We start from the raw sequence: 23,196 nt of genomic DNA, 5'->3' as shown, positions 1-23,196 counted from the left end.
TTTATGCCCCTGAAAAGAGAGAGCAACAAAGGAGGGGGAGGTATTCTGAAAATATTGATTTCGCTTCTTTTTAGGAAATCTGTGCAGCATGCTTAACCCCAGATAGGCACTTTTTTGGTATCAGTAACAGGATTGCATTGGGTATGCCTCGGCACCCGGTTACCGTCCTAATTTTTATTGATACACATCAGAGTTATTAATCATTGCGTAGCGCCGTTGATGTTTTGGAAAAAAATGAAAATACAATTCGATACGGCTTTTAACAGCAACTACCTTTGCCAACCTATATATTCCGGTAAAGGGAAATTATTAGCGGTTGAATTAATATGCCGCTTTGCAAGCATTGACAGCAAACTAATTATGCCGACAGAGCTGGTTTTGAATTTATTAGACACTCAGCAATTATCCCACTTTCTAGCCGAACAATCGGCCTGGGCTCAGGAGCATGCCGTTTGGTTTGAGGCAAACCAAGTCATCCTCAATATTTCTATCGAGGAAAAACTCGCCAAGATTATTATTGAAAATATCGACATACGTGATGAGCTCAAAGCTTGTTCTTTTATTCATCTCAGTCTCAGTGAATCCTTTCCGCAACTTTCGCAAGGAAAGCGTAACTCCCAATTAATGGCCTTGAAAAGTCATTTCACTCTATGGCTAGACGGTTTTGGCTCCGGCAATGTTAATATGGTACCGGTATTTGATCATATTTTCAGCGGGGTGAAGCTTGACCGTGGCCTTTTCTGGGAACTTTATCAGGGAGAAAATTTCACTATTGTGCTGCCGTCATTGATAAGAAACATTAACCGATTCTGCCACAATATCGTGATTGATGGTCTGGACAATACAGAACATTTCGATGCCCTGAATAAGAGTGAAGTGCAGGGCATGAAAGGGCAGCTATGGCCGGGTGTTGAACCGTCCCAACTGGATGCTTTGCTACGCAGGCCTCCCCAATATCACTGAGTTCCCCGTCATACGCTGGTTCAGCCCACAGGGTTCCAGGGAAAATGCTCTGGCTGTGCAGTTTTCATGGGAGATTAAGCCCCCGACGATAATCTCCCTGTTTTTCCTCCGTGTTAATCCATGCCCTGCGGTTCTACACTGAAAGAAAGGGGGATTTATGCCACAATTTGAACATCACTACGCCGACCAGCTCGGTGGTTTCTACACCGCGCTCAAGCCCACTCCACTCAAAGGCGCGAAGCTGCTTTACCACAGCGAGCCGTTGGCGCAGGAGCTGGGCCTGGATGCGAGCCTGTTTGATGCCGCATACCGTGAATACTGGTGCGGCGAAGCCTTTTTCCCCGGAATGCAACCTCTTGCGCAGGTCTACAGCGGCCACCAATTTGGTGTCTGGGCCGGGCAACTGGGGGATGGGCGAGGGATTTTACTCGGTGAGCAAGTGCTGCCTAACGGTCAACGTTATGACTGGCATCTTAAAGGGGCCGGGCTCACACCTTATTCGCGTATGGGCGATGGCCGTGCAGTGCTGCGTTCTGTAGTGCGTGAATTCCTCGCGTCAGAAGCGCTGCATCATTTATCAATACCCACCACCCGCGCACTGACTATTGTCACCAGCGATGAGCCGGTATTTCGCGAACAGCCTGAGCGCGGCGCAATGCTGATGCGGGTGGCAGAAAGTCATATCCGTTTTGGCCACTTCGAGCATTTTTTTTACCGTAAGCAGCCGGAGCAGGTAAAACAGCTGGCTGATTACGTTATTGCCCATCACTGGCCACATTTATTGGAAAGTGAAACCTCTCCTGCCCGACGCTATGCCCTGTGGCTGCAGGATGTCGTTGAACGAACCGCCCGCCTGATCGCCCAGTGGCAAAGTGTCGGTTTTGCGCACGGCGTGATGAATACCGATAATATGTCGATCCTCGGCCTGACTATCGACTTCGGCCCTTACGGTTTTCTCGACGACTACCAACCCGGCTATATTTGTAATCATTCTGATCACCAAGGGCGTTACAGCTTTGAAAACCAGCCGGCCGTTGCCTACTGGAACCTGCATCGTTTGGTACAGACACTCTCCGGTCTGGTGGGGGCGGAGCAGTTGCAGGCTGCGGTTGATGCTTACGAACCGGCGCTGATGGCGGCGTATGGCAAACTGATGCGCGGTAAACTTGGCTTCTTCACCGAAGATAAACAGGATAATGATTTGCTGACCGGCTTGCTGAGCTTGATGGCTAAAGAAGGCCGTGATCACACCCGTACCTTCCGTCTGCTTAGTGAGGTTGAACAACAGAATCCGGCTTCGCCTCTGCGGGACGAATTCATAGATCGTGCTGCCTTTGACCACTGGTATCAGCAATATCGCCAGCGTTTGCAGCATGACGGTCAGGATGATGTCACCCGACAACAAGCGATGAAGCTTTCCAACCCGCGCATTATTTTGCGCAACTATCTTGCTCAGCAGGCCATTGAACGCGCAGAGCAAGATGACATCAGCGTACTCACCCAGTTACATCAGGCGTTACGTGATCCCTACAGTGACGCGCCTCAATATGATGCCATGGCTGCGCTACCACCTGATTGGGGTAAACATCTGGAAGTGTCCTGCTCAAGCTGACACTGCACCACTACTGCCGCAGGAACACCTGCGGCACGGCATGTTCGGGGTGTCGGTTTACACCTAAGTCGGCCTGATACCAACGCGCCAAAATCTCCGCTGTCAGCACGTTATCCGGGTTGCCGGACGCCACCACTTTTCCTTCATGCAGCAGCACAATCTTGTCGGCATACAGTGCGGCCAGATTTAGGTCATGCAGTACACAACAGACTGACAGCGGACTTTCACGAGTAAGATGTCGAAGCAGGCGCAGCGTATGCTGCTGATGATAGAGATCCAGCGCAGACGTGGGCTCATCAAGGAACAGCCAACGCGGCGACGGTTGCGGCTGCCACAGCTGATTCAGCACCCGGGCCAGTTGTACCCGCTGCTGCTCACCGCCAGAAAGTTGGCGATAGTCGCGGTCGGCCAGAGTGAGGCAGTCGGTTTGTGCCATTACCTGTTGCAGCGCCTCGGCGTTATACGTTTTACCATGGGGTGCGCGGCCAAGGGTAATGATCTGGCGCACACTGAAACCGAAAGCCAGCTCGCTGCTTTGTCTCATCACTGCGCGGGTGCGGGCCAACTCCTGCGGTGGCCAGTCACTGAGCGCCTTCCCCAGTAATTCACATCGTCCCTGATCGGGTTGCAAATAACCTGTTAGCAGGCGTAGCAGAGTGGATTTTCCTGCGCCGTTCGGGCCAATTAGCGCGACCACTTCGCCGCTGTTTAGTTTGAGGGAAACATCGTCAATCAGACGGCGATGGCCGACAGAAAACTGTAGGCCTTCCGCCAGCAATGCGGAACAAGAGGGGGTCATCGGCGGGTTCCCGGACGTAAAATCAACCATAGAAAATAAGGCCCACCCAGCAGGCTGGTCAGCAGCCCAACCGGCATTTCGGCGGGTGCCACCAGCGTTCTTGAAAGCGTATCGGCCAGAAGCAATAAACCAGCACCCCCCAATGCTGAACCGGGCAGTAACCAGCGGTGATCTGCCCCGACGCGCATACGCAGCAGATGCGGAATAACCAGCCCGATAAATCCGATAACACCCGTCACGGCTACCGCCACGCCTACCAGCAGCGCGCTCAGCAGCAATAATTGCAGCTGAGTCCGGCGGACATTAACGCCGAGATAGTGGGCGTCTTCATCACCCAGCTGTAACAGGTTCAGGCGGCGGGATAAGAGGAATGTTGCAACGCTGGCGGGTAAAATCAATGTTGTCGCCACTAGCAGTGTTGACCACTGTGCCTGCCCTAAACTTCCCATGCTCCATAATGAAAACTGGCGTAACTGCTGATCGTCGCTGACGTAACTCAGTACCCCGACCGCTGCGCCACAAAGCGCATTAATGGCAATCCCTGCCAGTAACAGGCGAGATAAATTGCCGTGACCAAAGCGGCTCAAGGTGAATACGATCAGGGAAATGACCAGGCTACCGGCAAAAGCTGCAAACATATGCCCATAAAGGGCGAGCCACGGCGGGAGCGAAAGTGGCATGACAATCATCAGTGCGACAAATAGCGCGGCTCCGCTGCTAATTCCGAGCAGGCCTGGGTCAGCCAGCGGGTTGCGAAACAGTCCCTGCATGACCGCACCTGAACAGGCGAGGGCACAGCCTACTACGATGGCGAGCAGTACCCGCGGCAGGCGAATAGTCAGCCAGATTTGCCACATGCCGTCATCAAGCGGGCGACTTATCAGCGTGCGAAAAGGTAGCGACATGGCCCCAGAATTAACGGCAATGATCGCCAGAACTAACAATATGACCGTCAGCCCGATAAGTACGCTAACCGGTGCATGCAACCGCCTGGGCGCGAAGGTGGCCAGCGAGCGCATTATTTAACCTGTTCCGCAGCCTGGCGCAGAGTGGCCAGCACGGTGGGTGTCTCAAGGCCAAAGCCTAATAAAGACATGTCATCAAGTACCAGTACACGATGATTTCTACCCGCGGGAGTCAGGGCCAACCCCGGCAGTTTCCATACCTGATCCAATCCGCCCAGCGTGCGAACACCATCAGTGGTTATTAACAATAAATCCGGTGCGCTGGCGATAATACCTTCCTGCGATAACGGCCGGTAGCGCGTGAATCCTTGCATGGCATTTTGCGCGCCTGCTGCCGTTATCATCGCGTCCGCCGCCGTGTTCTGCCCTGCGGCCAGTGCAGTAGTGCCGCCGTGATTCATCACAAACAAGACTTTGACCGGTAAAAGTCCCTTTTTCACGGCCGCCAGTTGTTGACGATAGGTGGCAATCAGTTTTTCGCCTTCTTGCTGCCGGTTGAGGGCGTCTGCGATCACTTCAATCTTTAGCGGCACGGTATCGAGCGAAGCATTGCCCGGTACTCGCACCACTTTTACCCCGTTTTGTGCCACTTGCTGCAAAATCAGCGAAGGTTCGGCCAGTTCGCTGGTCAGTACCAACGTCGGTTTCATGGCCAAAATACCTTCGGCATTCAGCTGGCGCATATAGCCTACGTCCGGCAATTTTTCGACCTTCTCAGGATGTGTGCTGGTACTGTCACGGGCCACCACCTCATCACCGGAACCCAGCGCATAGACGATTTCAGTCACATCGCCGCCAATACTGATAACACGTTCTGCTGCGTGCGACAGCGGTGTCAAATAACCAACCAGCACGAACAACACTGCATTTATGCGATGATTCATGCGGCAATTTCCTCGTTACGCAGAGCAGAAATTTGCTCACGCCACAGGCGTTGTTCTGGCTGACCTTCAGTACGTTGGCCAAAGAGCTGGGCTATTTGCGTACCATCAGAGGCGAACAATTCCAGGCTGGTAACGAACCCGTCTTTAGTCGGTTTACGCGTGACCCAACTTTCTGCAATCGCGCTCTCGATCAGGTGCAGAGTAAAACGAGAATTAAAGATATTGATCCATTCTCCCTGTGGTCGGAGGTTTTCGATTTTACCGGTGAAAATTTGCACACAGCCCGGATTACCAACAAAAATCATGATTTCATTATGCTGAACGTTTGCCGCGGCCAAAATTTGTGCCAGCGAAGCGTTATCCACGCGATACGCCAGATCATTGCCGACGGCGCGAAATGCCTGCTGACGGCTGAGATTGTGGCGTCGTAGCAACGGGAAGAACTGATGGACATCAGTCATCGCACGCCATTCGGCATCGATGTCAGTTATCTCTGACCGGGCAGTCTCTGATGTTGTTTGCGTCGGAGTAATATCCAACGGGGGGTTAGTTTCACTGCGATATTGATCAACCAGCGTTTGCCATGCCGCCAGATCGGTTTCATCGGTAGCATAGACTTTGTGCACCGCATTGCCTGCAGCATCGAAGAACTGAATACTATGACGATCGCCATTCGGATGGTTTTCGGTCATGCAGAAAATATGCAGCCAGTGCTGCAAGAATAACCGAAGGTCCAGCGCCCTGGGGTTAAGGATAAGCCCCGCATGGCCGTTCAGGTGCTGGTTTTCATAACGCCCCTGTTGTTCATGCACCGCATAGGCATTGCGTGTTATGGACTTTACGCCTCCCACGTTTTCCAGCGCCGTCAGCAAGGTGCGAGCATCCACATCCAGACGACGAGTGTCATGGGAAACCCGTAAATGGGTCAGCTCAGCTTCAGTGATGTTGAAGACCTCAGCCAGATCACGTGCATATTTTTCAGGGTGGGATTGTTTCGCTTGCAGATAATTTTCATAGCTTACTGAACTCATTGCGCTGTCCTCGTGGATATTACATGACTAACGTCCGGCGTGGCGTCCGGGCGATGAAGAGGGTGGCGTTAACTCGTTACCACTGGCATCTGAAGGCGTGATGTATTCAGATTGGTCATTTAACGCCATAAATGTTAATGGTAATTAATATCATTGTGATAATCATTATCAAATTATTGCCATGGCACATCAAGTGGAATTTGACGCTAAATCGTCAGTAATTCGATGTTTAACCACAATTTTTTTCGGGAGAAAGTCAAAACCATGAGGGAAATCAGCAGCTGTGCGGTATGTGAAAAAGTGCGTTAACAGATTTACTGCATGAAAAAAGGGGCAACATGATGTTGCCCCTTTGGGTGGATAAGATATGACCTGGAATGTATTCAGAAACGGCTATCAGTCGCTTCAGCTAACTTCGCCAGCAATGTCTCAGTATCAGCCCAGCTCAGGCAGGGGTCTGTAATGGACTTACCGTAGGTCAGCGATTTTCCGGCAACAATCGGCTGAGCGCCTTCTTCCAGGAAACTTTCAGCCATGATTCCAGCAATGGCGGTAGAGCCACTGCGGATTTGCTGGCAAATATCTTCTCCCACCTGAAGTTGCAGGCGGTGCTGCTTTTGACAGTTGCCGTGGCTGAAGTCAACAACCAGACGCTGTGGCAGATTGAATTCAGACAGATTACGACAGGCTTCCTGTAAATCATCAGCATGGTAATTGGGTTTTTTACCGCCACGCATGATCACGTGACCATAAGGGTTGCCCGCAGTGCGGTAGATGGTCATCTGACCGGTTTTATCCGGTGAAAGGAACATATGGCTGGCACGTGCGGCGCGGATCGCGTCAATGGCGATGCGGGTATTGCCATCAGTACCATTTTTGAAACCAACCGGACACGACAGGGCCGAGGCCATCTCGCGGTGGATCTGACTTTCGGTGGTACGCGCACCAATCGCACCCCAGCTAATCAGGTCAGCGATATACTGGCCGATCACCATATCCAGGAATTCGGTGGCGGTTGGCATCCCCAGCTCGTTAATAGCGAGCAATACTTTACGCGCCAGTTCGATGCCATAGTTAACGCGATACGAACCGTTAAGCTCTGGATCAGAAATTAACCCTTTCCAGCCCACGACGGTGCGCGGTTTTTCAAAATAGGTACGCATCACGATTTCAAGGCGATCCTGATAACGTTCACGCAGAACGTTCAGTTTCGTGGCGTAATCTATTGCCGCTTCGATATCATGGATGGAGCAGGGCCCTACAACGACCAGAAGACGCGAGTCTTCACCGCTGATAATCTTCTCAATTCGCTTACGTGACGCTGTCACGTTTTGTGCAACCGACGGGGAAACTGGTAGTTTTTCTGCCAGCGCCTGAGGTGTGATCAGGCTATCGATGCGCGTCGTACGCAGTTCATCTGTCTGTGACATGTGATTCTCTAAATTTTTGTCTTCGCTACGGCAGGAATACCGGGAAGTGATGGCGATCACAATAACGCAAAATTAGATGTTTTCAACCACAGACGTCGGGTTATGCAATCTGGGTCAGTAAAAGCTGTCAAAACATACGTCGGCTCATACCAAAACTGTCCATGATTTTTGCTGAGATCTCTTCCACGGAATAGTTTGTACTGTTGAGATAGCGAATTTGATTCTTACGAAATAACGCCTCGACTTCAGACACTTCCATCCGGCATTGGCGCATCGACGCGTAGCGGCTGTTTTCCACTCTTTCCTGGCGTATCGCCGATAACCGCTCCGGGTCAATCGTTAAGCCAAACAGCTTATGCATATGCGGCTTAAGTGCCGGGGGAAGTTGAATGTTATCCATGTCATCGGCGGTAAAGGGGTAGTTCGCCGCACGAATACCAAATTGTAACGCCAGATAGAGACTTGTAGGTGTTTTGCCGCAGCGCGATACGCCGAGCAAAATCACCTGCGCCTGATCGAGATTGCGCAACGAGATACCGTCATCGTGTGCCAGCGTGTAGTCAATGGCCGCGATGCGTGCATCGTATTTACTGATATTACTCGCGGTTAATCCGTGAGTACGGTTGGCAACCGGCGTCGGATCTACGCCCAGCTCATTCTGCAGAGGGGCCACCAAAGCTTGAACGATGTCCTGACAGAAGCCTTCACTGCTGACAATGATGTCCCGAACTTCCCGCGATATAATCGAGTAAAATACTAACGGGCGCGCCCCGGTCTTCTCATAGATTTCATTGATTTGCAGGCAAACAGCTTTTGCTCGCCCCTCATTTTCGACAAAAGGCAGCGAAAACGTGGTGGCATTCACCGGAAACTGCGACAGCACGGCATGGCCCAACACTTCTGCCGTGATGGCGGTACCGTCTGAAATGTAAAATACGCATCTATCCATATCAAACTCCTGAATTTCATTAATACTGCTGACCTACACGGTCAGCATTTTCATTTAACTTTTCTGTCAGATAAACAGTAATAGCCGTATTGCAGATAAATAAAAAGCATAAAAATTTTATTGCGCAAACTCTGCGAGATATTGCGCAAATTCCCTGAGAAAAATGAAATGACATTTTATTTATTCAGAGACTTCTCGCATCATTTTGATTTGTTTCAGCACATGTTCAGCTGTACTGGTAATGTACCTACATAAAGCGTTATGTAGGGTGTCTCTACATGATTTGTAAACAATTACTGATATTTTGGGCTACAGGTAAGAATGGAAAGGTTAGAATTTTCTTAAACAGAAATAGTTTAATTAGCTGGATCGATTCACCTATCCAAGAGTGAGGGATCATTATGCTAGGCTAAAATAACTGACCCACTCAGTAAAAAGCCAAATTACTTACCTCAACTATTAGCCTGCTTGATTAATAAAGTAGTCTACTGAAATTAATAAAGGATTGTTTCATGGCCAATCTCGAACCCGATTTACGCAATGTTATCTGGTACAACCAGCTAGGTATGAACGACGTTGACAAGGTCGGGGGTAAGAATGCCTCCCTGGGAGAAATGATAACTAATCTGTCCGATCTCGGTGTTTCCGTGCCGAACGGCTTTGCTACTACCTCTCAGGCATTTAACGATTTTCTCGATCAAAGCGGTGTAAACACACGAATTCATGATTTGCTCGACACCGTTGATGTTGATGACATTAATCAACTGACAAAAGCGGGTACGCAAATTCGTCAGTGGATTGTGGAAACACCTTTCCAACCCGCGCTGGAAAAGGACATCCGCGAAGCCTATCAGCAGATCTCTGATGGCGAGAGAGAGGCCTCTTTTGCCGTGCGGTCCTCGGCAACGGCAGAAGACATGCCGGATGCCTCATTTGCCGGGCAGCAGGAAACGTTCCTGAACGTGCAGGGTTTTGATGCCGTGCTGACAGCGGTTAAGCACGTCTATGCTTCCCTGTTCAATGATCGCGCCATCTCTTATCGCGTACATCAGGGGTACGACCATCGCGGAGTCGCTTTGTCTGCGGGTGTTCAGCGTATGGTGCGTTCCGACTTAGCCGCCGCCGGGGTGATGTTCACCATTGATACTGAATCCGGTTTTGATCAGGTAGTCTTCATCACTTCCGCTTATGGACTGGGCGAAATGGTGGTACAGGGCGCTGTCAACCCAGACGAATTCTATGTGCATAAACCGACATTGGCGAAAAACAGACCGGCCATTGTGCGGCGCACCATGGGCTCGAAAAAAATTCGTATGGTCTATGCAGACAGTCAGGAGCACGGCAAACAAGTACAAATCGAAGATGTTCCCGCTGAACTCAGCGAACGCTTCTCACTGACTGACGACGAAATTCAGGCGCTGGCTCGTCAGGCATTGCTGATTGAAAAACATTATGGCCGACCGATGGACATCGAGTGGGCCAAAGATGGGCATAACGATAAATTATACATCGTACAGGCGCGCCCGGAGACCGTACGTTCTAACGGCCAGGTTATGGAGCGCTACCAGTTAAATGGCAGCAGTAAAGTGCTGGTGGAGGGGCGGGCTATAGGCCATCGCATCGGTGCCGGGCCAGTCAAAATTATTCACGACATCAGTGAAATGCATCGCGTTAAGGCCGGTGACGTTTTAGTTACCGATATGACCGACCCTGACTGGGAACCGATCATGAAAAGGGCCTCGGCCATTGTCACTAACCGTGGCGGACGTACCTGCCATGCGGCGATTATTGCCCGTGAGCTGGGCATTCCTGCTGTCGTGGGTTGTGGTGATGCCACTGAGAAATTGAAAGAAAACCAGAAGGTCACAGTCTCCTGCTCTGAGGGCGACACGGGTTATGTCTATCAGGACGAATTGGATTTTAGTGTGCAAAGCTCCGAGGTCAATGAGCTGCCAGAACTGCCACTGAAAATCATGATGAACATTGGTAACCCGGACCGGGCTTTTGATTTTGCCTGCCTGCCAAATGAAGGCGTTGGGTTAGCCCGCCTTGAATTCATCATCAACCGTATGATTGGCGTTCATCCGAAAGCCTTGCTCGAGTTTGACAAGCAGGAACCGGCCTTGCAGGAAGAGATCAGCAAGCTAATTCAGGGGTACGATAGCCCGCGAGAATACTATGTGGCGCGGTTGACCGAAGGCATCGCTACCCTCGGTGCCGCGTTCTGGCCCAAACGGGTCATTGTGCGGTTGTCAGATTTTAAATCGAATGAGTACGCCAATCTTGTCGGCGGTGAGAAGTACGAACCGCATGAAGAGAACCCGATGCTGGGCTTCCGTGGTGCGGGTCGTTACGTTTCAGACAATTTCCGTGATTGTTTCGCACTCGAGTGTGAAGCCATGAAACGGGTGCGCAATGATATGGATCTGACCAACGTTGAAGTGATGATCCCCTTCGTGCGCACGGTGGCGCAAGCTGAGGCTGTCGTGGCCGAGTTGGCCCGTCAGGGCCTCAAGCGCGGTGAGAACGGACTCAAAGTGATCATGATGTGCGAGATCCCGTCCAATGCATTGCAGGCTGAGCAGTTCCTCGACCATTTTGACGGTTTCTCCATTGGCTCAAATGACATGACTCAGCTGACGCTTGGCCTGGACCGCGATTCTGGCGTGGTATCTGAGCTGTTCGATGAACGTAATGAGTCGGTAAAAATATTGCTGTCGATGGCTATCAAAGCGGCCAAAAAACAGGGCAAATATGTAGGCATTTGCGGTCAGGGGCCTTCTGACCATCAGGATTTCGCACAATGGTTGATGGACGAGGGTATCGACAGTTTATCTCTCAATCCTGACACCGTCGTACAGACCTGGTTGGCTCTGGGTGAGAAAGTGTCGTAACACAAGACTTACGCAACAATCATCAAAGCCGTGGTTTATGAACCACGGCTTTTTTATGTTGTGTATAGCACAACGCGTCCGTGGATGGCTTAAAGGGAATTTGGGAAATTTAAGCAGGTGACTGGATGGCGGTTTTAGTGGCAGAAAGTCAAATGCAGGACAAAAAAAAGCCCATCATAGGAGATAGGCAAAGACTACACACAGCAATTTTGTTTATGCAGACTCAGGGGAAAGCTTGCATATAAATCATGGGGTTGAAATCCGAACTGTTAACAATACTAGGGTTATGCAGCGTTTTCGTCTGTAAGATTTGTCTTAATAGCAACTATTTCTATAGCTAACTAATTAATGACGTTTATAGAAAGAGTAAAACAGCGAGACAGAAGGGAAATGCAGAGGGGCAGTGTGAAAAATGCAAATTACGCTGCCTGTATCATCAGGAACCAGAGTTCGCGACTCAGGCAGCGAAAGAGCGTAGGGCTAGAGGTTATTCCTCAAGGGATTTTACCACGCTATGAATACTATGTTCAGGCTCAGGCGCCTCATTGACCCACAGCGAGATCAGACGATACGACACCGCCAGAACCACCGGACCAATAAACAGGCCGATCATCCCAAAGGCAAACAAACCGCCGATAACCCCGGAAAGAATCAACAACATTGGCAAATCTGCACCCATGCGGATGAGTACCGGGCGCAACACGCTATCGAGCGAGCCAACCACGCAACTCCACACCAGCAATACCGTGGCCCAGGTATTGTCACCGGTCCAGTAGAGCCAGAGGATGGCGGGTATCAGTACCAGCAGCGGTCCGATTTGCGCAACGCAGCAAACAAACATCAACACCGTCAGAACCGTGGCGTAGGGAATACCGGCAATCGCTAAACCGATACCGCCGAGGACTGACTGCACAATCGCGGTCACAACCACACCCAGCGCGACGGCGCGAATTGCTTGACCCGCCAGAATAACCGCCGCGTCGCCGCGCTCTGCGGCCAGTCGAATGGCGAAGTGACGGATACCCATACCCACTTGTTCACCCCGGCTGTAGAGCAGGGCGCTGAATAACAGCATCAGCGAACAGTGAACGATAAAGCGTCCCAGATGACCGGCTTGCGTCAGGAACCATGCCGCGGTTTGCCCGACATAAGGCTGCACTTTAGTCATTAGTACATTGCCGCCGCCGTTAATAAGTGAGTGCCAGCCGCTGTACAACTTATTGCCCACGAGAGGAATAGCGCGGAGCCAATTGAAATCAGGCATGTGCAAACTGGACGGGTTACTCGCCAGTTGGACCAACGGTGTGCCGTTTTCAATCGCGCTGGTCACCAGCAACGCAATAGGCAGAACAAATAACAGAATCAGTAACAATGTCATGACGATCACCGCCAGGAAACGTTTACCCCAGAGCAATCTTTGCAGTTTAATCATTAAAGGCCATGTTGCAATAACCACCATTCCCGCCCAGGCAAAGCCTAAAATAAAAGGCTGGACGATCCAAATGCTGGCCACCGTCATCAGGGCAATAAATAAAACCCCAAACATAATTTGAGGTAAATCATAACGTTTAATCGGGAGATTCATTCTTCGTTCTCATAGTAAAAACAGGGCAATTTGCCTGAATAGCGCTTTCAATTACTGCAGACTGTCACGTTGATAAGCATGGTGCATTACGCCGCTTTTGGACAGCATGCTGCATTTTTTGTTCTCTGCATGTGCGGCTTTTTCACCGGAGGATGCTGCCTTGCGGCTAACTGGCCACACTCAGACGAAGCGCTGGAAAACGAAGTATGTTAGTTTTTATATTGGGTAAAGAACAGGGCCCGGCAAACAACAACAAAGACAGAGTCAAAATAAATGATCCCACAGATTTCACAGGCGCCTGGCATCATTCAGCTGGTGCTCGATTTTTTGGAAGCGTTAAAGAAAGACGGATTTACGGGTGACGTCACGACAACCTATGCCGACCGGCTTACTATGGCGACGGATAACAGTGTGTATCAGCTCTTGCCTGATGCGGTATTGTTTCCGAAAGCCACATCGGACGTTGCTTTGCTGGCGCGGCTTGCCGGACAGGAACGTTTCCGAACGCTGGTCTTCACGCCACGCGGCGGGGGTACGGGTACTAACGGACAGTCACTGAATCGCGGAATTGTGGTGGATATGTCCCGACATATGAACCGTATTCTGGACGTTAACGTCGAACAAGGATGGGTAAAAGTTGAAGCGGGCGTGATTAAAGACCAGCTCAATGATTATCTGCGACCGCTCGGTTATTTCTTCTCTCCTGAACTCTCCACCAGCAACCGGGCGACGCTCGGTGGCATGATCAATACCGATGCCTCGGGTCAGGGATCGCTGGTCTACGGTAAAACCTCCGACCATGTGCTGGGGTTGCGCGCCATTGTTATTGGCGGCGATATGCTCGACACCACAGCTATACCGACGGAGCTGGCGGATAAACTGGGTGAAGAAGACTCAGTCATTGGCCGCATTTACCGTACCGTACTCGACAGCTGCCGTGACAATCGCGCGCTGGTGATCGAAAAATTCCCTAAACTTAACCGCTTCCTCACCGGTTATGATTTGCGCCACGTACTGAGCGATGATCTGCAAACCTTTAACCTGACCCGCATTCTCACCGGTTCAGAGGGCTCATTGGCTTTTATCACCGAAGCCCGGCTCAATATCACGCCAATTCCCAAAGTGCGACGTCTGGTCAATATTAAGTACGATTCATTCAACTCTGCCCTGCGCAATGCGCCGTTTATGGTTGAAGCGAAAGCGTTGTCGGTGGAAACGGTTGACTCGAAAGTGCTGAATCTGGCCCGTGAAGATATCGTCTGGCATACCGTGCGTGACTACATTACTGATATTCCGGGCAAGGATATGCAGGGTCTGAATATCGTTGAGTTTGCTGGAGATGATGGCGAACTGATTGAACGCCAACTGGAAGCGTTGTGTGAACGCCTGGATGGCCTGATCAGCGACAGTGAAGGTGGCGTCATCGGTTATCAAATATGTGCCGATCTGCCGGGTATTGAGCGCATTTATAATATGCGTAAAAAAGCCGTAGGCCTGCTCGGCAATGCAAAAGGGCAGGCCAAGCCTTTGCCTTTTGCTGAAGATACCTGTGTGCCGCCTGAATCGCTGGCTGACTATATTGTAGAATTCCGCGCATTGCTCGACAGCCACCATCTCAGTTATGGCATGTTCGGCCATGTTGATGCCGGGGTGCTGCACGTGCGCCCCGCGCTGGATATGTGTGATCCGCAGCAGGAAGTTTTACTCAAACAAATTTCTGACCAGGTGGTGGCGCTGACCGCCAAATATGGCGGCCTTTTGTGGGGCGAACATGGTAAAGGTTTTCGTGCTGAATACAGCCCGGCTTTCTTTGGTGAAACGCTGTTCACAGAACTTCGCCGCATTAAGGCGGTGTTTGACCCGGACAACCGGCTAAATCCCGGCAAGATTTGTGCGCCGCTTGATTGCGATGAACCGATGATGAAGGTGGACGCTGAAAAGCGCGGCACACTGGACCGCCGCATTCCGCTGGAAGTGCGACAGTCATTTCGTGGCGCGATGGAGTGTAATGGGAACGGCCTTTGCTTTAACTTTGATGTGAAAAGTCCGATGTGTCCGTCGATGAAAATCACCGGCAGCCGCATTCATTCGCCAAAAGGCCGTGCCGGTCTGGTGCGGGAATGGCTACGTTTACTCTCCGAGCAAGGGGTCGACCCGCTTGCCCTGGAAAATGCGTTGCCGCAGAAAAAAATGAGTTTCCGCGTATTGATCGACCGTACGCGCAATACCTGGTATGCCAATAAGGGCGAGTACGACTTCTCCCATGAAGTGAAAGAGGCGATGTCTGGTTGTCTGGCGTGTAAAGCTTGTTCGACGCAGTGCCCGATTAAAATTGATGTGCCCGGTTTCCGCTCGCGCTTCTTGCAGCTTTATCACACCCGATATCTGCGTCCGGCGCGTGACTATCTGGTCGCCGGGGTTGAAAGCTATACGCCGCTGATGGCGAAGGCGCCGAAGGTATTCAACTTTTTCTTTAGCCAGCCTTGGGTCAGAGAGATGAGCCGCAAAAGTATCGGCATGGTAGACCTGCCATTGCTTTCATCACCGACGCTGCGTCAGCAACTGCTAGGCCATAGCGCAATCAAGATGACGCTAGAGCAGCTGGAAAAAATCAGTCCTGCACAGCGCAGCAATTATGTACTGATTGTGCAAGATCCTTTCACAAGCTATTACGATGCTCAGGTCGTGGCTGATTTCGTTCGGTTGGTGGAGAAACTGGGGCTGAAACCCGTGCTGCTGCCATTTTCCCCTAATGGAAAAGCGCAGCATATTAAAGGGTTCTTGCAACGCTTTGCCAAAACAGCGAAAAAGACTTCAGTTTTCCTCAACCGCGTTGCCCAGCTTGGGATGCCGCTGGTGGGGGTTGATCCTGCGCTGGTGCTTTGTTATCGCGACGAATACAAAGAAATTTTGGGTGAAACACGCGGTTCGTTTGAAGTTCAACTGGTGCATGAATGGCTGGATAAATTGCTGAATGCACTCCCTGAACAGCAACAAAGTGGCGAGTCTTGGTATTTGTTCGGCCATTGCACCGAAAGCACGGCATTGCCGGGCAGCAGTAAGCAATGGAGCGATATTTTCGCCCGCTACGGAGCCAAACTCGAAAACATCAGCGTTGGTTGCTGCGGCATGGCGGGAACTTACGGCCATGAGAGCAACAATATCCAAAACTCGCTGGGCATTTATGAACTGTCATGGCATCAGTCCTTGCAGCGTCTGCCGCGTCAGCGCTGTCTGGCAACCGGCTACTCATGCCGCAGTCAGGTAAAACGTATTGAAGGTAATGGCCTGCGCCATCCCTTACAGGCATTACTCGAGTTGATCCCTTAAAGGTTGCAGGAGCAGAACATGGCATTATGGAAAAGAGAGACCACCCTTGATGCGCTCAATCATCACAGCCAGGGCTGTATGGTCGGGCATGTTGGGATTGAGTTCACCTTGTTGGGTGACGACCACCTTGAAGCAACTATGCCCGTTGACTCGCGGACCACGCAGCCTTTTGGCCTGTTACACGGCGGCGCGTCGGTGGTGTTGGCGGAGTCGATGGGCTCAATGGCCGGGTATCTGTGTACACGGGGCGAACAACAGGTCGTCGGCGTGGAAATTAACGCGAATCATCTTCGCGCCGCGACTCAAGGATACGTAAAGGGGATTTGCCGTCCTTTGCACGTAGGCCGACGCAATCAGGTCTGGCAGATTGAGATCTTCGATGAGCACGACAAGCTGTGCTGTATTTCGCGGCTAACCACGATGGTGATTGATATTTAAACCTGTTATTAGCTTCAGATCAGGATCTCAATGGGCAGAGCGGAGGCATTTTCGATGCTTCCGCTTTTTTATTTGCCCAATGGGTTGAGGCTAATTTGTTGAAATTAAGTTAAAGCTGGAAAGGCACGCGCTTAACGAAGTCAGTCTGGAAGGCCGTTGCTTTGTCCCAGATGCCCATCATGGCATAATAGTGACAGATGAGTTTGAGCGTATGGCGTGCGAAGTGGTAACTCTGCACACGGAAAAGCTCGCTGCGGTGTGGCGTGTTGATCTCAACAATAAGGCGGTTATGGAGTTTGCACAGGGCGTGCAGGTAACTGTGATCATCGCCGTTTTGCAGGCAGAGATTGGCCATGTCGAGACAATGTGTATTGAAGCGTTTTAGCTGGCTGATGTCGGCGTCTTCACGGCACAGCGCGGCTTCCGTTAGATAAAAGTCTACCGTGGCATCGCGGACACTAAATTTGTATTCGTCGATTTTATTTTGTAGCCACGCATTAACAGATTGAGCCATTCGCTTCAGTCCGATTTTTTGAATGATAACCATTATCAATTTGAAAATGCATCATATTGATAAATGAGCGGCGGATCAATCACGACACTGACTTTATTTTCGGCAGGCTTAATCAGCTAAATAGCCCTTAATTTAGTGTGGAAATAGCGTTAAAAAAGGCATTTCCTGACTATAAATGAACGAATTCATAAATAGGTATTTCCGATGAATGTTTTATAATAGTTATCAGGAACACTATTTATTCTGCGGTCTCCGTGGGTAATTAACTTTTTTTAACAAAAAATTGACAACTTATTCAATGTGTTGATGGCTGCGGTGTCGAAGACCCGCCAGCGGCCAGCCTGAGAAAGCGCAGGCGTTGAGTGACTCTCCTCACGCGAAATCGCTATACCCTCTTAAAACAAGAGGTTGAAGTGATAGATGTTATCACTAGAATAGGCACATTAGGTCTTGTCTATGACCCTGAAACGATGAGGTAGGACAGATGCAAACTGAAACTGTCGGTACATTTTCTTTAGATGAGAATGTTTGGCAAGGTGTCACGTTAACTGACTCTGCGGCAAAGCAGGTCAAAACGTTGATCACTCAGGATCCTGAGGTGAGAGGGCTACAGCTCTCTGTGAAGCAGTCCGGCTGTGCCGGTTTTGCCTATGTGCTGGACCTGACCAAGCAACCAGCCAGCGATGATCTGGTGTTTGAGCATGATGGTGCGAAGTTATTTATTCCGTTGAAAGCCATGCCTTTCATCGATGGTACTGAGGTGGATTTTGTCCGTGAAGGGCTGAATCAAATATTTAAATTCAATAATCCTAAAGCTCAGCATGCCTGCGGGTGTGGCGAAAGCTTTGGTGTCTAACATTATTGTAAACGAAGCGATGTAACCAATATGTCACGAAGCAACGTAGAAATTCCAGACGATGTGCAGTCTTGGGTCGGCGAGGAGACGAAATACAAGGAAGGGTTCTTCACCCAGCTGGCAACCGATGAATTAGCATCTGGCATCAATGAAGATGTGGTGCGTGCCATTTCCGCGAAGCGCAATGAGCCTGAGTGGATGCTGGAGTTCCGTCTGCAGGCTTACCATGCTTGGCTGAAAATGGAAGAGCCACATTGGTTAAAAGCGTACTACACGCCGCTCGACTATCAGGATTACAGCTACTATTCCGCACCTTCTTGCGGCAGCTGTGATGACACCTGTGGCTCACAGCCGGGTGCAACGCAAGAGTCGCCAGCTAACGCTCATGGTATTCCTGCGCTCGACGGTAAGAACTACCTGACCAGCGAAGTGGAAAAAGCCTTTGAGCAGTTGGGTGTTCCAGTACGTGAAGGCAAAGAAGTGGCAGTCGATGCCATTTTCGACTCGGTGTCTGTTTCCACCACGTACCGTGAGAAGTTGGCTGAGTCGGGTGTTATTTTCTGCTCCTTCGGTGAAGCTATTCATGAATACCCGGATCTGGTACGCAAGTATCTCGGCACCGTTGTGCCTGCTCAGGATAATTTCTTTGCGGCGCTGAACGCAGCTGTCGCCTCTGACGGCACCTTCGTTTACGTGCCTAAAGGCGTGCGCTGCCCGATGGAACTGTCGACCTATTTCCGTATCAATGCGGCGAAAACCGGCCAGTTCGAACGTACTATTCTGATTGCTGACGAAGGCAGTTATGTCAGCTACATCGAAGGCTGCTCGGCCCCGGTGCGCGACACCTACCAACTGCATGCCGCAGTGGTTGAAGTCATTTTGCATAAAGATGCTGAAGTGAAATATTCCACCGTGCAGAACTGGTTCTCCGGCAGCAAAGACAGTACCGGCGGGATCCTGAACTTCGTGACCAAACGTGCACTTTGTGAAGGTGCGGGTTCGAAAATGTCCTGGACGCAGTCTGAAACCGGTTCTGCGATCACCTGGAAATACCCAAGTGTGATCCTCAAAGGGGATAACTCGATCGGTGAATTCTTCTCCGTGGCGCTGACCAGCGGTAAACAGCAGGCGGACACCGGTACGAAAATGATCCACATTGGTAAAAACACCAAGTCGACCATCATTTCCAAAGGTATTTCTGCAGGACATAGTCAGAACAGTTATCGCGGCCTGGTGAAAATCCTGCCGTCTGCGGAAAACGCCCGCAACTTTACCCAGTGTGACTCAATGCTTATCGGCCCGGACAGCGCGGCGCATACTTTCCCGTATGTGGAAGTGCGGAACAACACTGCCCAGTTGGAGCATGAAGCCACTACGTCGAAAATCGGCGACGATCAGCTGTTCTACTGCTTGCAGCGCGGGATAAGCGAAGATGATGCCATCTCGATGATTGTTAACGGTTTCTGTAAAGATGTCTTTTCCGAGCTGCCGCTGGAGTTCGCTGTTGAAGCACAAAAACTTCTGGCCATCAGCCTTGAGCACAGCGTCGGATAATTTTTTCAAAAACATCTGACGCCTTTTCTTGTGCGCCCACCCGTTTCTTTCCCGTAAGAAAGCCGGGCGTAAGCAAGAGTCTTGAAGAACAGACACAGTAAGAACCACAGAATTATGAGCGCGCAGGCGCAAACTCAAGGATACGTATGTTAAGCATCAAGAATTTAAAGGTCCGTGTCGAAGAAAAGGAAATTCTTAAAGGGCTTGATCTGGAGATCAAGCCTGGGGAAGTGCACGCCATTATGGGCCCGAACGGCTCGGGTAAAAGTACGCTTTCCGCGACGCTGGCTGGACGCGAGGACTACGAAGTTACCGAAGGTACCGTGGAGTTCAACGGTAAAGATTTACTGGATCTCGCTCCGGAAGACCGGGCAGGCGAGGGCGTATTCATGGCCTTCCAGTATCCGGTGGAAATCCCTGGCGTTACCAACCATTTCTTCCTGCAAACTGCGGTAAATGCGGTGCGTAAATACCGTGGTCAGGCACCGATGGATCGTTTTGACTTCGCTGATTTCATCGAAGAAAAAATCGCTATGCTCAAAATGCCGGCCGATTTGCTGACCCGTTCTGTCAACGTCGGCTTCTCCGGTGGTGAGAAAAAGCGTAACGATATTCTGCAAATGGCGGCCCTTGAGCCTAATCTGTGCATCCTTGATGAAACCGACTCAGGTCTGGACATTGATGCGCTGAAAATCGTTTCCGATGGCGTGAATTCCTTACGTGACGGCAAACGTTCATTCATTATCGTGACCCACTACCAGCGTATCCTCGACTACATCAAGCCTGACTACGTGCACGTTTTGTGGCAGGGCCGCATTGTTAAATCCGGCGATTTCACCTTGGTTAAACAGTTAGAGGAGCAAGGTTATGGCTGGCTTACAGACCAAGAGTAACGTACCTGCGGCGGGCAGTTCGCACGCCATGCAGCAACTGTACCGCCTGTTCGAAAGCGCAGGCGGCGAGCAGTCAGCCCATGCGCATGCCCACTGGCAGCAGGTTCTGCGTATCGGTTTCCCGAATGCCAAACTGGAAAACTGGAAATACACGCCGGTCTCCTCTTTGCTCGGTAATCAATTCTTTGCACCACAGCCGCATGCACTGTCCATTGACCAACTGAACGCTGTCGCGCTGCCGGTTGAGGCTTATCGCCTGGTATTTGTGGATGGTCGCTACGACGCTGATCTCAGCGACAGTCAGACGGGCGCATTTGAAATTGAGAATCTCAGCCCTTCAGTGCAGCAAACCCTGCCAGAACCGATTGAGTCCGAAATTTTCCTGCACCTGACCGAAAGTCTGGCGCAAGACGGTTTGTCCATCCGCTTACCGGCGGGTAAACAGGCTGAGAAACCACTTTATTTGCTGCACATCAGCCGTGGCCGCGAGCAGGCGCGTGAAATCAATACCGTTCACCATCGCTACCATCTGAACATTGAAAGCGGCGCGAATGCAGAAGTGATTGAGCATTACGTCACGCTCGGTGATAAAGGGCATTTTACCGGCGCACGCCTGACGGTAAATGTGGGCGATAACGCTGATTTTACCCACTACAAACTGGCCTTCGAAAGCCAGGCGAGCTTCCATTTTTCGCATAATGATTTGGTGATTGGCCGCGATGCACGTGTTGCCAGCCACAGTTTTCTACTGGGCGCGGGCCTGACCCGTAATAACACCAGTGCGCAGCTTAACGGCGAAAACAGTAACCTGAATATTAATAGTCTGGTGCTGCCGGTTGATGCAGAAATTGCGGATACCCGCACCTACCTTGAGCACAATAAGGGTTACTGCAACAGCAACCAGCTGCATAAAGTGATCGTGCGTGACCGTGCCAAAGCCGTGTTTAACGGCATGATTAAAGTGGCTAAACACGCATTGAAAACTGACGGTAAGATGACCAATAACAACCTGTTGTTAAGCAAGCAGGCTGAAGTGGACACCAAGCCGCAGCTGGAAATCTATGCTGATGACGTGAAATGTAGTCACGGTGCAACGGTTGGCCGTATTGATGACGAACAACTTTTCTACCTGCGCGCACGTGGCATCAGCGGTCAGGATGCACAGCACATGATTATTTTTGCTTTTGCGGCTGAGCTGACTGAAGCGATTAAAAATGAAACCCTGCGCGATGTAGTCATTGCCCGTATTGCTGGCCGACTAAATCGAGGTGAGTAATGAGTTTTCCTCTGGAAAGAGTTCGTAGCGATTTCCCACTGCTGAGCCGTGAAGTAAACGGCCAGCCGCTGGCCTACCTTGACAGCGCGGCCAGCGCACAGAAGCCCCGCCAGGTCATTGCGCGTGAGCTTGAGTTTTATGAGCATGGTTATGCTGCGGTTCACCGCGGCATCCATACTTTGAGCGCAGAAGCCACCGAGCAGATGGAAAATGTCCGCACGCAAGCCGCGCAATTTATCAATGCTTCCTCTGTCGAAGAGATCGTGTTTGTTAAGGGCTCGACCGAAGCCATCAATCTGGTCGCTAATACATTTGGGCGAACTGCACTTCACGCGGGTGATCGCATCATCATCACCGAAATGGAGCACCATGCGAACATCGTTCCCTGGCAGATGCTGGCGAAAGAGCGTGATTTGCATATCGACGTCTGGCATTTGACGCCAAACGGTGAATTGGATCTCTCAGAGCTGGAAACGCTGATCACGCCACGTACCAAGCTGCTGGCGTTGACGCATGTTTCCAACGTACTCGGTACAGTCAATCCGCTCGAAAAAATCATACCTCAGGCGAAAGCCGCAGGGCTGACGGTGCTGGTGGATGGCGCGCAGGCCGTGATGCACTACAGTGTGGATGTTCAGGCGCTGGACTGTGATTTTTACGTCTGGTCCGGGCACAAGCTCTACGGGCCATCGGGTATTGGTATTCTGTACGGTAAAAAAGCCTTACTGGACCAGATGCCGCCCTGGGAAGGCGGCGGCTCGATGATCAAACACGTGAGCCTGACCGAAGGTACCACTTTTGCCGCGCCGCCATGGCGTTTCGAAGCGGGTACGCCGAACACCGCCGGTATCATGGGTCTTGGCGCGGCGATGAGTTATGTCACCGACCTTGGGATCCCACAGATCCATGATTATGAGCAGGCGCTGATGAGTTATGCGCTCGAAGCCATGGCTCAGGTTCCTGACATCGTGATCTACGGTCCGGCCATGCGTTCCGGCGTCATTGCTTTTAATCTCGGCAAGCATCATGCCTATGATGTGGGCAGTTTCCTCGACCAATATGGTATCGCAATCCGTACCGGCCACCACTGTGCCATGCCGCTGATGTCATTCTACGGTGTACCAGCCATGTGCCGCGCGTCGCTGGCGATGTACAATACCCGTGAAGAAGTCGACCGTCTGGTCGCAGGGCTGCAACGTATTCACCGGCTGTTGGGTTAACCG

The 23,196-nt window shown here is 51.1% G+C and carries 19 protein-coding genes and 1 other RNA gene; 11 read left to right on the top strand and 9 right to left on the bottom strand.

Translation table 11 applies throughout. From position 1 onward, the window contains the following. The first annotated feature begins 234 nt into the window (after positions 1–234). Positions 235–963, top strand: a complete 729-nt coding sequence (locus tag EAH77_RS09160) for an EAL domain-containing protein (RefSeq protein ID WP_140471893.1) — start codon at positions 235–237, stop codon at positions 961–963. A gap of 157 nt (positions 964–1,120) precedes the next feature. Beyond that, a complete protein-coding gene (locus EAH77_RS09155) occupies positions 1,121–2,575 on the top strand; it encodes a protein adenylyltransferase SelO (protein ID WP_140471891.1) in 1,455 nt (484 codons plus the stop codon). Positions 2,576–2,585: 10 nt separating this feature from the next. Here the strand turns inward: EAH77_RS09155 and EAH77_RS09150 are convergent, their stop codons facing one another. Next, positions 2,586–3,374: a heme ABC transporter ATP-binding protein gene (locus EAH77_RS09150; protein WP_140471889.1), complete on the bottom strand. Its 789-nt coding sequence runs from the start codon at positions 3,372–3,374 to the stop codon at positions 2,586–2,588. Beyond that, positions 3,371–4,318, bottom strand: coding sequence for a FecCD family ABC transporter permease (locus EAH77_RS09145; protein ID WP_241673435.1), 948 nt, complete (start codon positions 4,316–4,318; stop codon positions 3,371–3,373). Before EAH77_RS09145 ends, EAH77_RS09150 begins: the two co-directional genes overlap by 4 nt. Here EAH77_RS09145 and EAH77_RS25680 point away from each other — a divergent pair. Next, on the top strand, positions 4,278–4,400 hold the full coding sequence (locus tag EAH77_RS25680) for a hypothetical protein (protein WP_277752557.1): 123 nt from the start codon (positions 4,278–4,280) through the stop codon (positions 4,398–4,400). The two genes, EAH77_RS09145 and EAH77_RS25680, sit on opposite strands and share 41 nt — an antisense overlap. Here EAH77_RS25680 and EAH77_RS09140 read toward each other — a convergent pair. The 4 genes from EAH77_RS09140 to ppsR all read right to left on the bottom strand — a co-directional run bounded on the left by EAH77_RS09140 (position 4,393) and on the right by ppsR (position 8,633). Next, the gene (locus EAH77_RS09140; protein ID WP_140471886.1) at positions 4,393–5,223 is read right to left on the bottom strand and encodes a heme/hemin ABC transporter substrate-binding protein; all 831 of its coding nucleotides are present in this window, start codon (positions 5,221–5,223) and stop codon (positions 4,393–4,395) included. The two genes, EAH77_RS25680 and EAH77_RS09140, sit on opposite strands and share 8 nt — an antisense overlap. Beyond that, on the bottom strand, positions 5,220–6,254 hold the full coding sequence (locus EAH77_RS09135; RefSeq protein WP_140471884.1) for a hemin-degrading factor: 1,035 nt from the start codon (positions 6,252–6,254) through the stop codon (positions 5,220–5,222). Before EAH77_RS09135 ends, EAH77_RS09140 begins: the two co-directional genes overlap by 4 nt. Before the next feature lie 383 nt (positions 6,255–6,637). Further along, complete coding sequence (locus EAH77_RS09130; RefSeq protein ID WP_140471882.1) at positions 6,638–7,684, bottom strand: 3-deoxy-7-phosphoheptulonate synthase; 1,047 nt, start codon at positions 7,682–7,684, stop codon at positions 6,638–6,640. Positions 7,685–7,811: 127 nt separating this feature from the next. Further along, the gene (ppsR, locus tag EAH77_RS09125) at positions 7,812–8,633 is read right to left on the bottom strand and encodes a posphoenolpyruvate synthetase regulatory kinase/phosphorylase PpsR (protein ID WP_140471880.1); all 822 of its coding nucleotides are present in this window, start codon (positions 8,631–8,633) and stop codon (positions 7,812–7,814) included. Positions 8,634–9,145: 512 nt separating this feature from the next. On the opposite strand from ppsR, the gene ppsA reads away from it, so the two are divergent. Beyond that, entirely contained in the window at positions 9,146–11,527 is a 2,382-nt protein-coding gene (gene ppsA, locus EAH77_RS09120) for a phosphoenolpyruvate synthase (protein ID WP_140471878.1), read from the top strand. 159 nt (positions 11,528–11,686) lie between these two features. Here ppsA and rprA read toward each other — a convergent pair. Both rprA and ydiK read right to left on the bottom strand, forming a co-directional pair. Further along, positions 11,687–11,797: antisense sRNA RprA (rprA, locus tag EAH77_RS09115), an RNA gene on the bottom strand. 217 nt (positions 11,798–12,014) lie between these two features. Further along, complete coding sequence (gene ydiK / locus EAH77_RS09110; RefSeq protein ID WP_140471876.1) at positions 12,015–13,112, bottom strand: AI-2E family transporter YdiK; 1,098 nt, start codon at positions 13,110–13,112, stop codon at positions 12,015–12,017. 273 nt (positions 13,113–13,385) lie between these two features. Between ydiK and ydiJ the strand changes: the two genes are divergently transcribed. Then, positions 13,386–16,442 (top strand): D-2-hydroxyglutarate dehydrogenase YdiJ, encoded by a 3,057-nt coding sequence (gene ydiJ / locus EAH77_RS09105; RefSeq protein ID WP_140471874.1) that lies wholly within the window; start codon positions 13,386–13,388, stop codon positions 16,440–16,442. An 18-nt stretch (positions 16,443–16,460) separates the two neighbouring features. After that, complete coding sequence (locus tag EAH77_RS09100; protein ID WP_140471872.1) at positions 16,461–16,880, top strand: hotdog fold thioesterase; 420 nt, start codon at positions 16,461–16,463, stop codon at positions 16,878–16,880. A 109-nt stretch (positions 16,881–16,989) separates the two neighbouring features. Here EAH77_RS09100 and EAH77_RS09095 read toward each other — a convergent pair whose 3' ends face one another. Further along, positions 16,990–17,394, bottom strand: coding sequence for a hypothetical protein (locus tag EAH77_RS09095; RefSeq protein WP_140471870.1), 405 nt, complete (start codon positions 17,392–17,394; stop codon positions 16,990–16,992). Positions 17,395–17,878: 484 nt separating this feature from the next. Here EAH77_RS09095 and sufA point away from each other — a divergent pair, with 484 nt between their 5' ends. The 5 genes from sufA (at position 17,879) to sufS (ending at position 23,193) form a co-directional block, all read left to right on the top strand. Continuing rightward, positions 17,879–18,250, top strand: coding sequence for a Fe-S cluster assembly scaffold SufA (sufA, locus tag EAH77_RS09090; RefSeq protein ID WP_140471868.1), 372 nt, complete (start codon positions 17,879–17,881; stop codon positions 18,248–18,250). A gap of 30 nt (positions 18,251–18,280) precedes the next feature. Further along, the gene (gene sufB / locus EAH77_RS09085) at positions 18,281–19,804 is read left to right on the top strand and encodes a Fe-S cluster assembly protein SufB (protein WP_140471866.1); all 1,524 of its coding nucleotides are present in this window, start codon (positions 18,281–18,283) and stop codon (positions 19,802–19,804) included. A 146-nt stretch (positions 19,805–19,950) separates the two neighbouring features. Beyond that, positions 19,951–20,697 (top strand): Fe-S cluster assembly ATPase SufC, encoded by a 747-nt coding sequence (gene sufC / locus EAH77_RS09080; protein ID WP_140471864.1) that lies wholly within the window; start codon positions 19,951–19,953, stop codon positions 20,695–20,697. Beyond that, a complete protein-coding gene (gene sufD, locus EAH77_RS09075; RefSeq protein ID WP_140471862.1) occupies positions 20,672–21,973 on the top strand; it encodes a Fe-S cluster assembly protein SufD in 1,302 nt (433 codons plus the stop codon). The genes sufC and sufD overlap by 26 nt, the downstream gene beginning before the upstream one ends. Next, positions 21,973–23,193: a cysteine desulfurase SufS gene (sufS, locus tag EAH77_RS09070; protein ID WP_140471860.1), complete on the top strand. Its 1,221-nt coding sequence runs from the start codon at positions 21,973–21,975 to the stop codon at positions 23,191–23,193. The genes sufD and sufS overlap by 1 nt, the downstream gene beginning before the upstream one ends. Positions 23,194–23,196 lie beyond the last annotated feature (3 nt).

The sequence above is a fragment of the Ewingella americana genome, from assembly GCF_006438725.1.
Taxonomy (GTDB): domain Bacteria; phylum Pseudomonadota; class Gammaproteobacteria; order Enterobacterales; family Enterobacteriaceae; genus Ewingella; species Ewingella americana_A.
The sequence above is the reverse complement of the archived record's forward strand: the minus strand, read 5'-3'. Positions and strand labels throughout refer to the sequence as shown.

Bases quoted from the DNA above. Each gene is read 5' to 3' on its own strand.
- EAH77_RS09160 (WP_140471893.1), top strand. From the start codon at position 235: ATGAAAATACAATTCGATACGGCTTTTAACAGCAACTACCTTTGCCAA.
- EAH77_RS09155 (WP_140471891.1), top strand. From the start codon at position 1,121: ATGCCACAATTTGAACATCACTACGCCGACCAGCTCGGTGGTTTCTAC.
- EAH77_RS09150 (WP_140471889.1), bottom strand. From the start codon at position 3,374: ATGACCCCCTCTTGTTCCGCATTGCTGGCGGAAGGCCTACAGTTTTCT.
- EAH77_RS25680 (WP_277752557.1), top strand. From the start codon at position 4,278: ATGGCCCCAGAATTAACGGCAATGATCGCCAGAACTAACAATATGACC.
- EAH77_RS09140 (WP_140471886.1), bottom strand. From the start codon at position 5,223: ATGAATCATCGCATAAATGCAGTGTTGTTCGTGCTGGTTGGTTATTTG.
- EAH77_RS09135 (WP_140471884.1), bottom strand. From the start codon at position 6,254: ATGAGTTCAGTAAGCTATGAAAATTATCTGCAAGCGAAACAATCCCAC.
- EAH77_RS09130 (WP_140471882.1), bottom strand. From the start codon at position 7,684: ATGTCACAGACAGATGAACTGCGTACGACGCGCATCGATAGCCTGATC.
- ppsR (WP_140471880.1), bottom strand. From the start codon at position 8,633: ATGGATAGATGCGTATTTTACATTTCAGACGGTACCGCCATCACGGCA.
- ppsA (WP_140471878.1), top strand. From the start codon at position 9,146: ATGGCCAATCTCGAACCCGATTTACGCAATGTTATCTGGTACAACCAG.
- ydiK (WP_140471876.1), bottom strand. From the start codon at position 13,112: ATGAATCTCCCGATTAAACGTTATGATTTACCTCAAATTATGTTTGGG.
- ydiJ (WP_140471874.1), top strand. From the start codon at position 13,386: ATGATCCCACAGATTTCACAGGCGCCTGGCATCATTCAGCTGGTGCTC.
- EAH77_RS09100 (WP_140471872.1), top strand. From the start codon at position 16,461: ATGGCATTATGGAAAAGAGAGACCACCCTTGATGCGCTCAATCATCAC.
- EAH77_RS09095 (WP_140471870.1), bottom strand. From the start codon at position 17,394: ATGGCTCAATCTGTTAATGCGTGGCTACAAAATAAAATCGACGAATAC.
- sufA (WP_140471868.1), top strand. From the start codon at position 17,879: ATGCAAACTGAAACTGTCGGTACATTTTCTTTAGATGAGAATGTTTGG.
- sufB (WP_140471866.1), top strand. From the start codon at position 18,281: ATGTCACGAAGCAACGTAGAAATTCCAGACGATGTGCAGTCTTGGGTC.
- sufC (WP_140471864.1), top strand. From the start codon at position 19,951: ATGTTAAGCATCAAGAATTTAAAGGTCCGTGTCGAAGAAAAGGAAATT.
- sufD (WP_140471862.1), top strand. From the start codon at position 20,672: ATGGCTGGCTTACAGACCAAGAGTAACGTACCTGCGGCGGGCAGTTCG.
- sufS (WP_140471860.1), top strand. From the start codon at position 21,973: ATGAGTTTTCCTCTGGAAAGAGTTCGTAGCGATTTCCCACTGCTGAGC.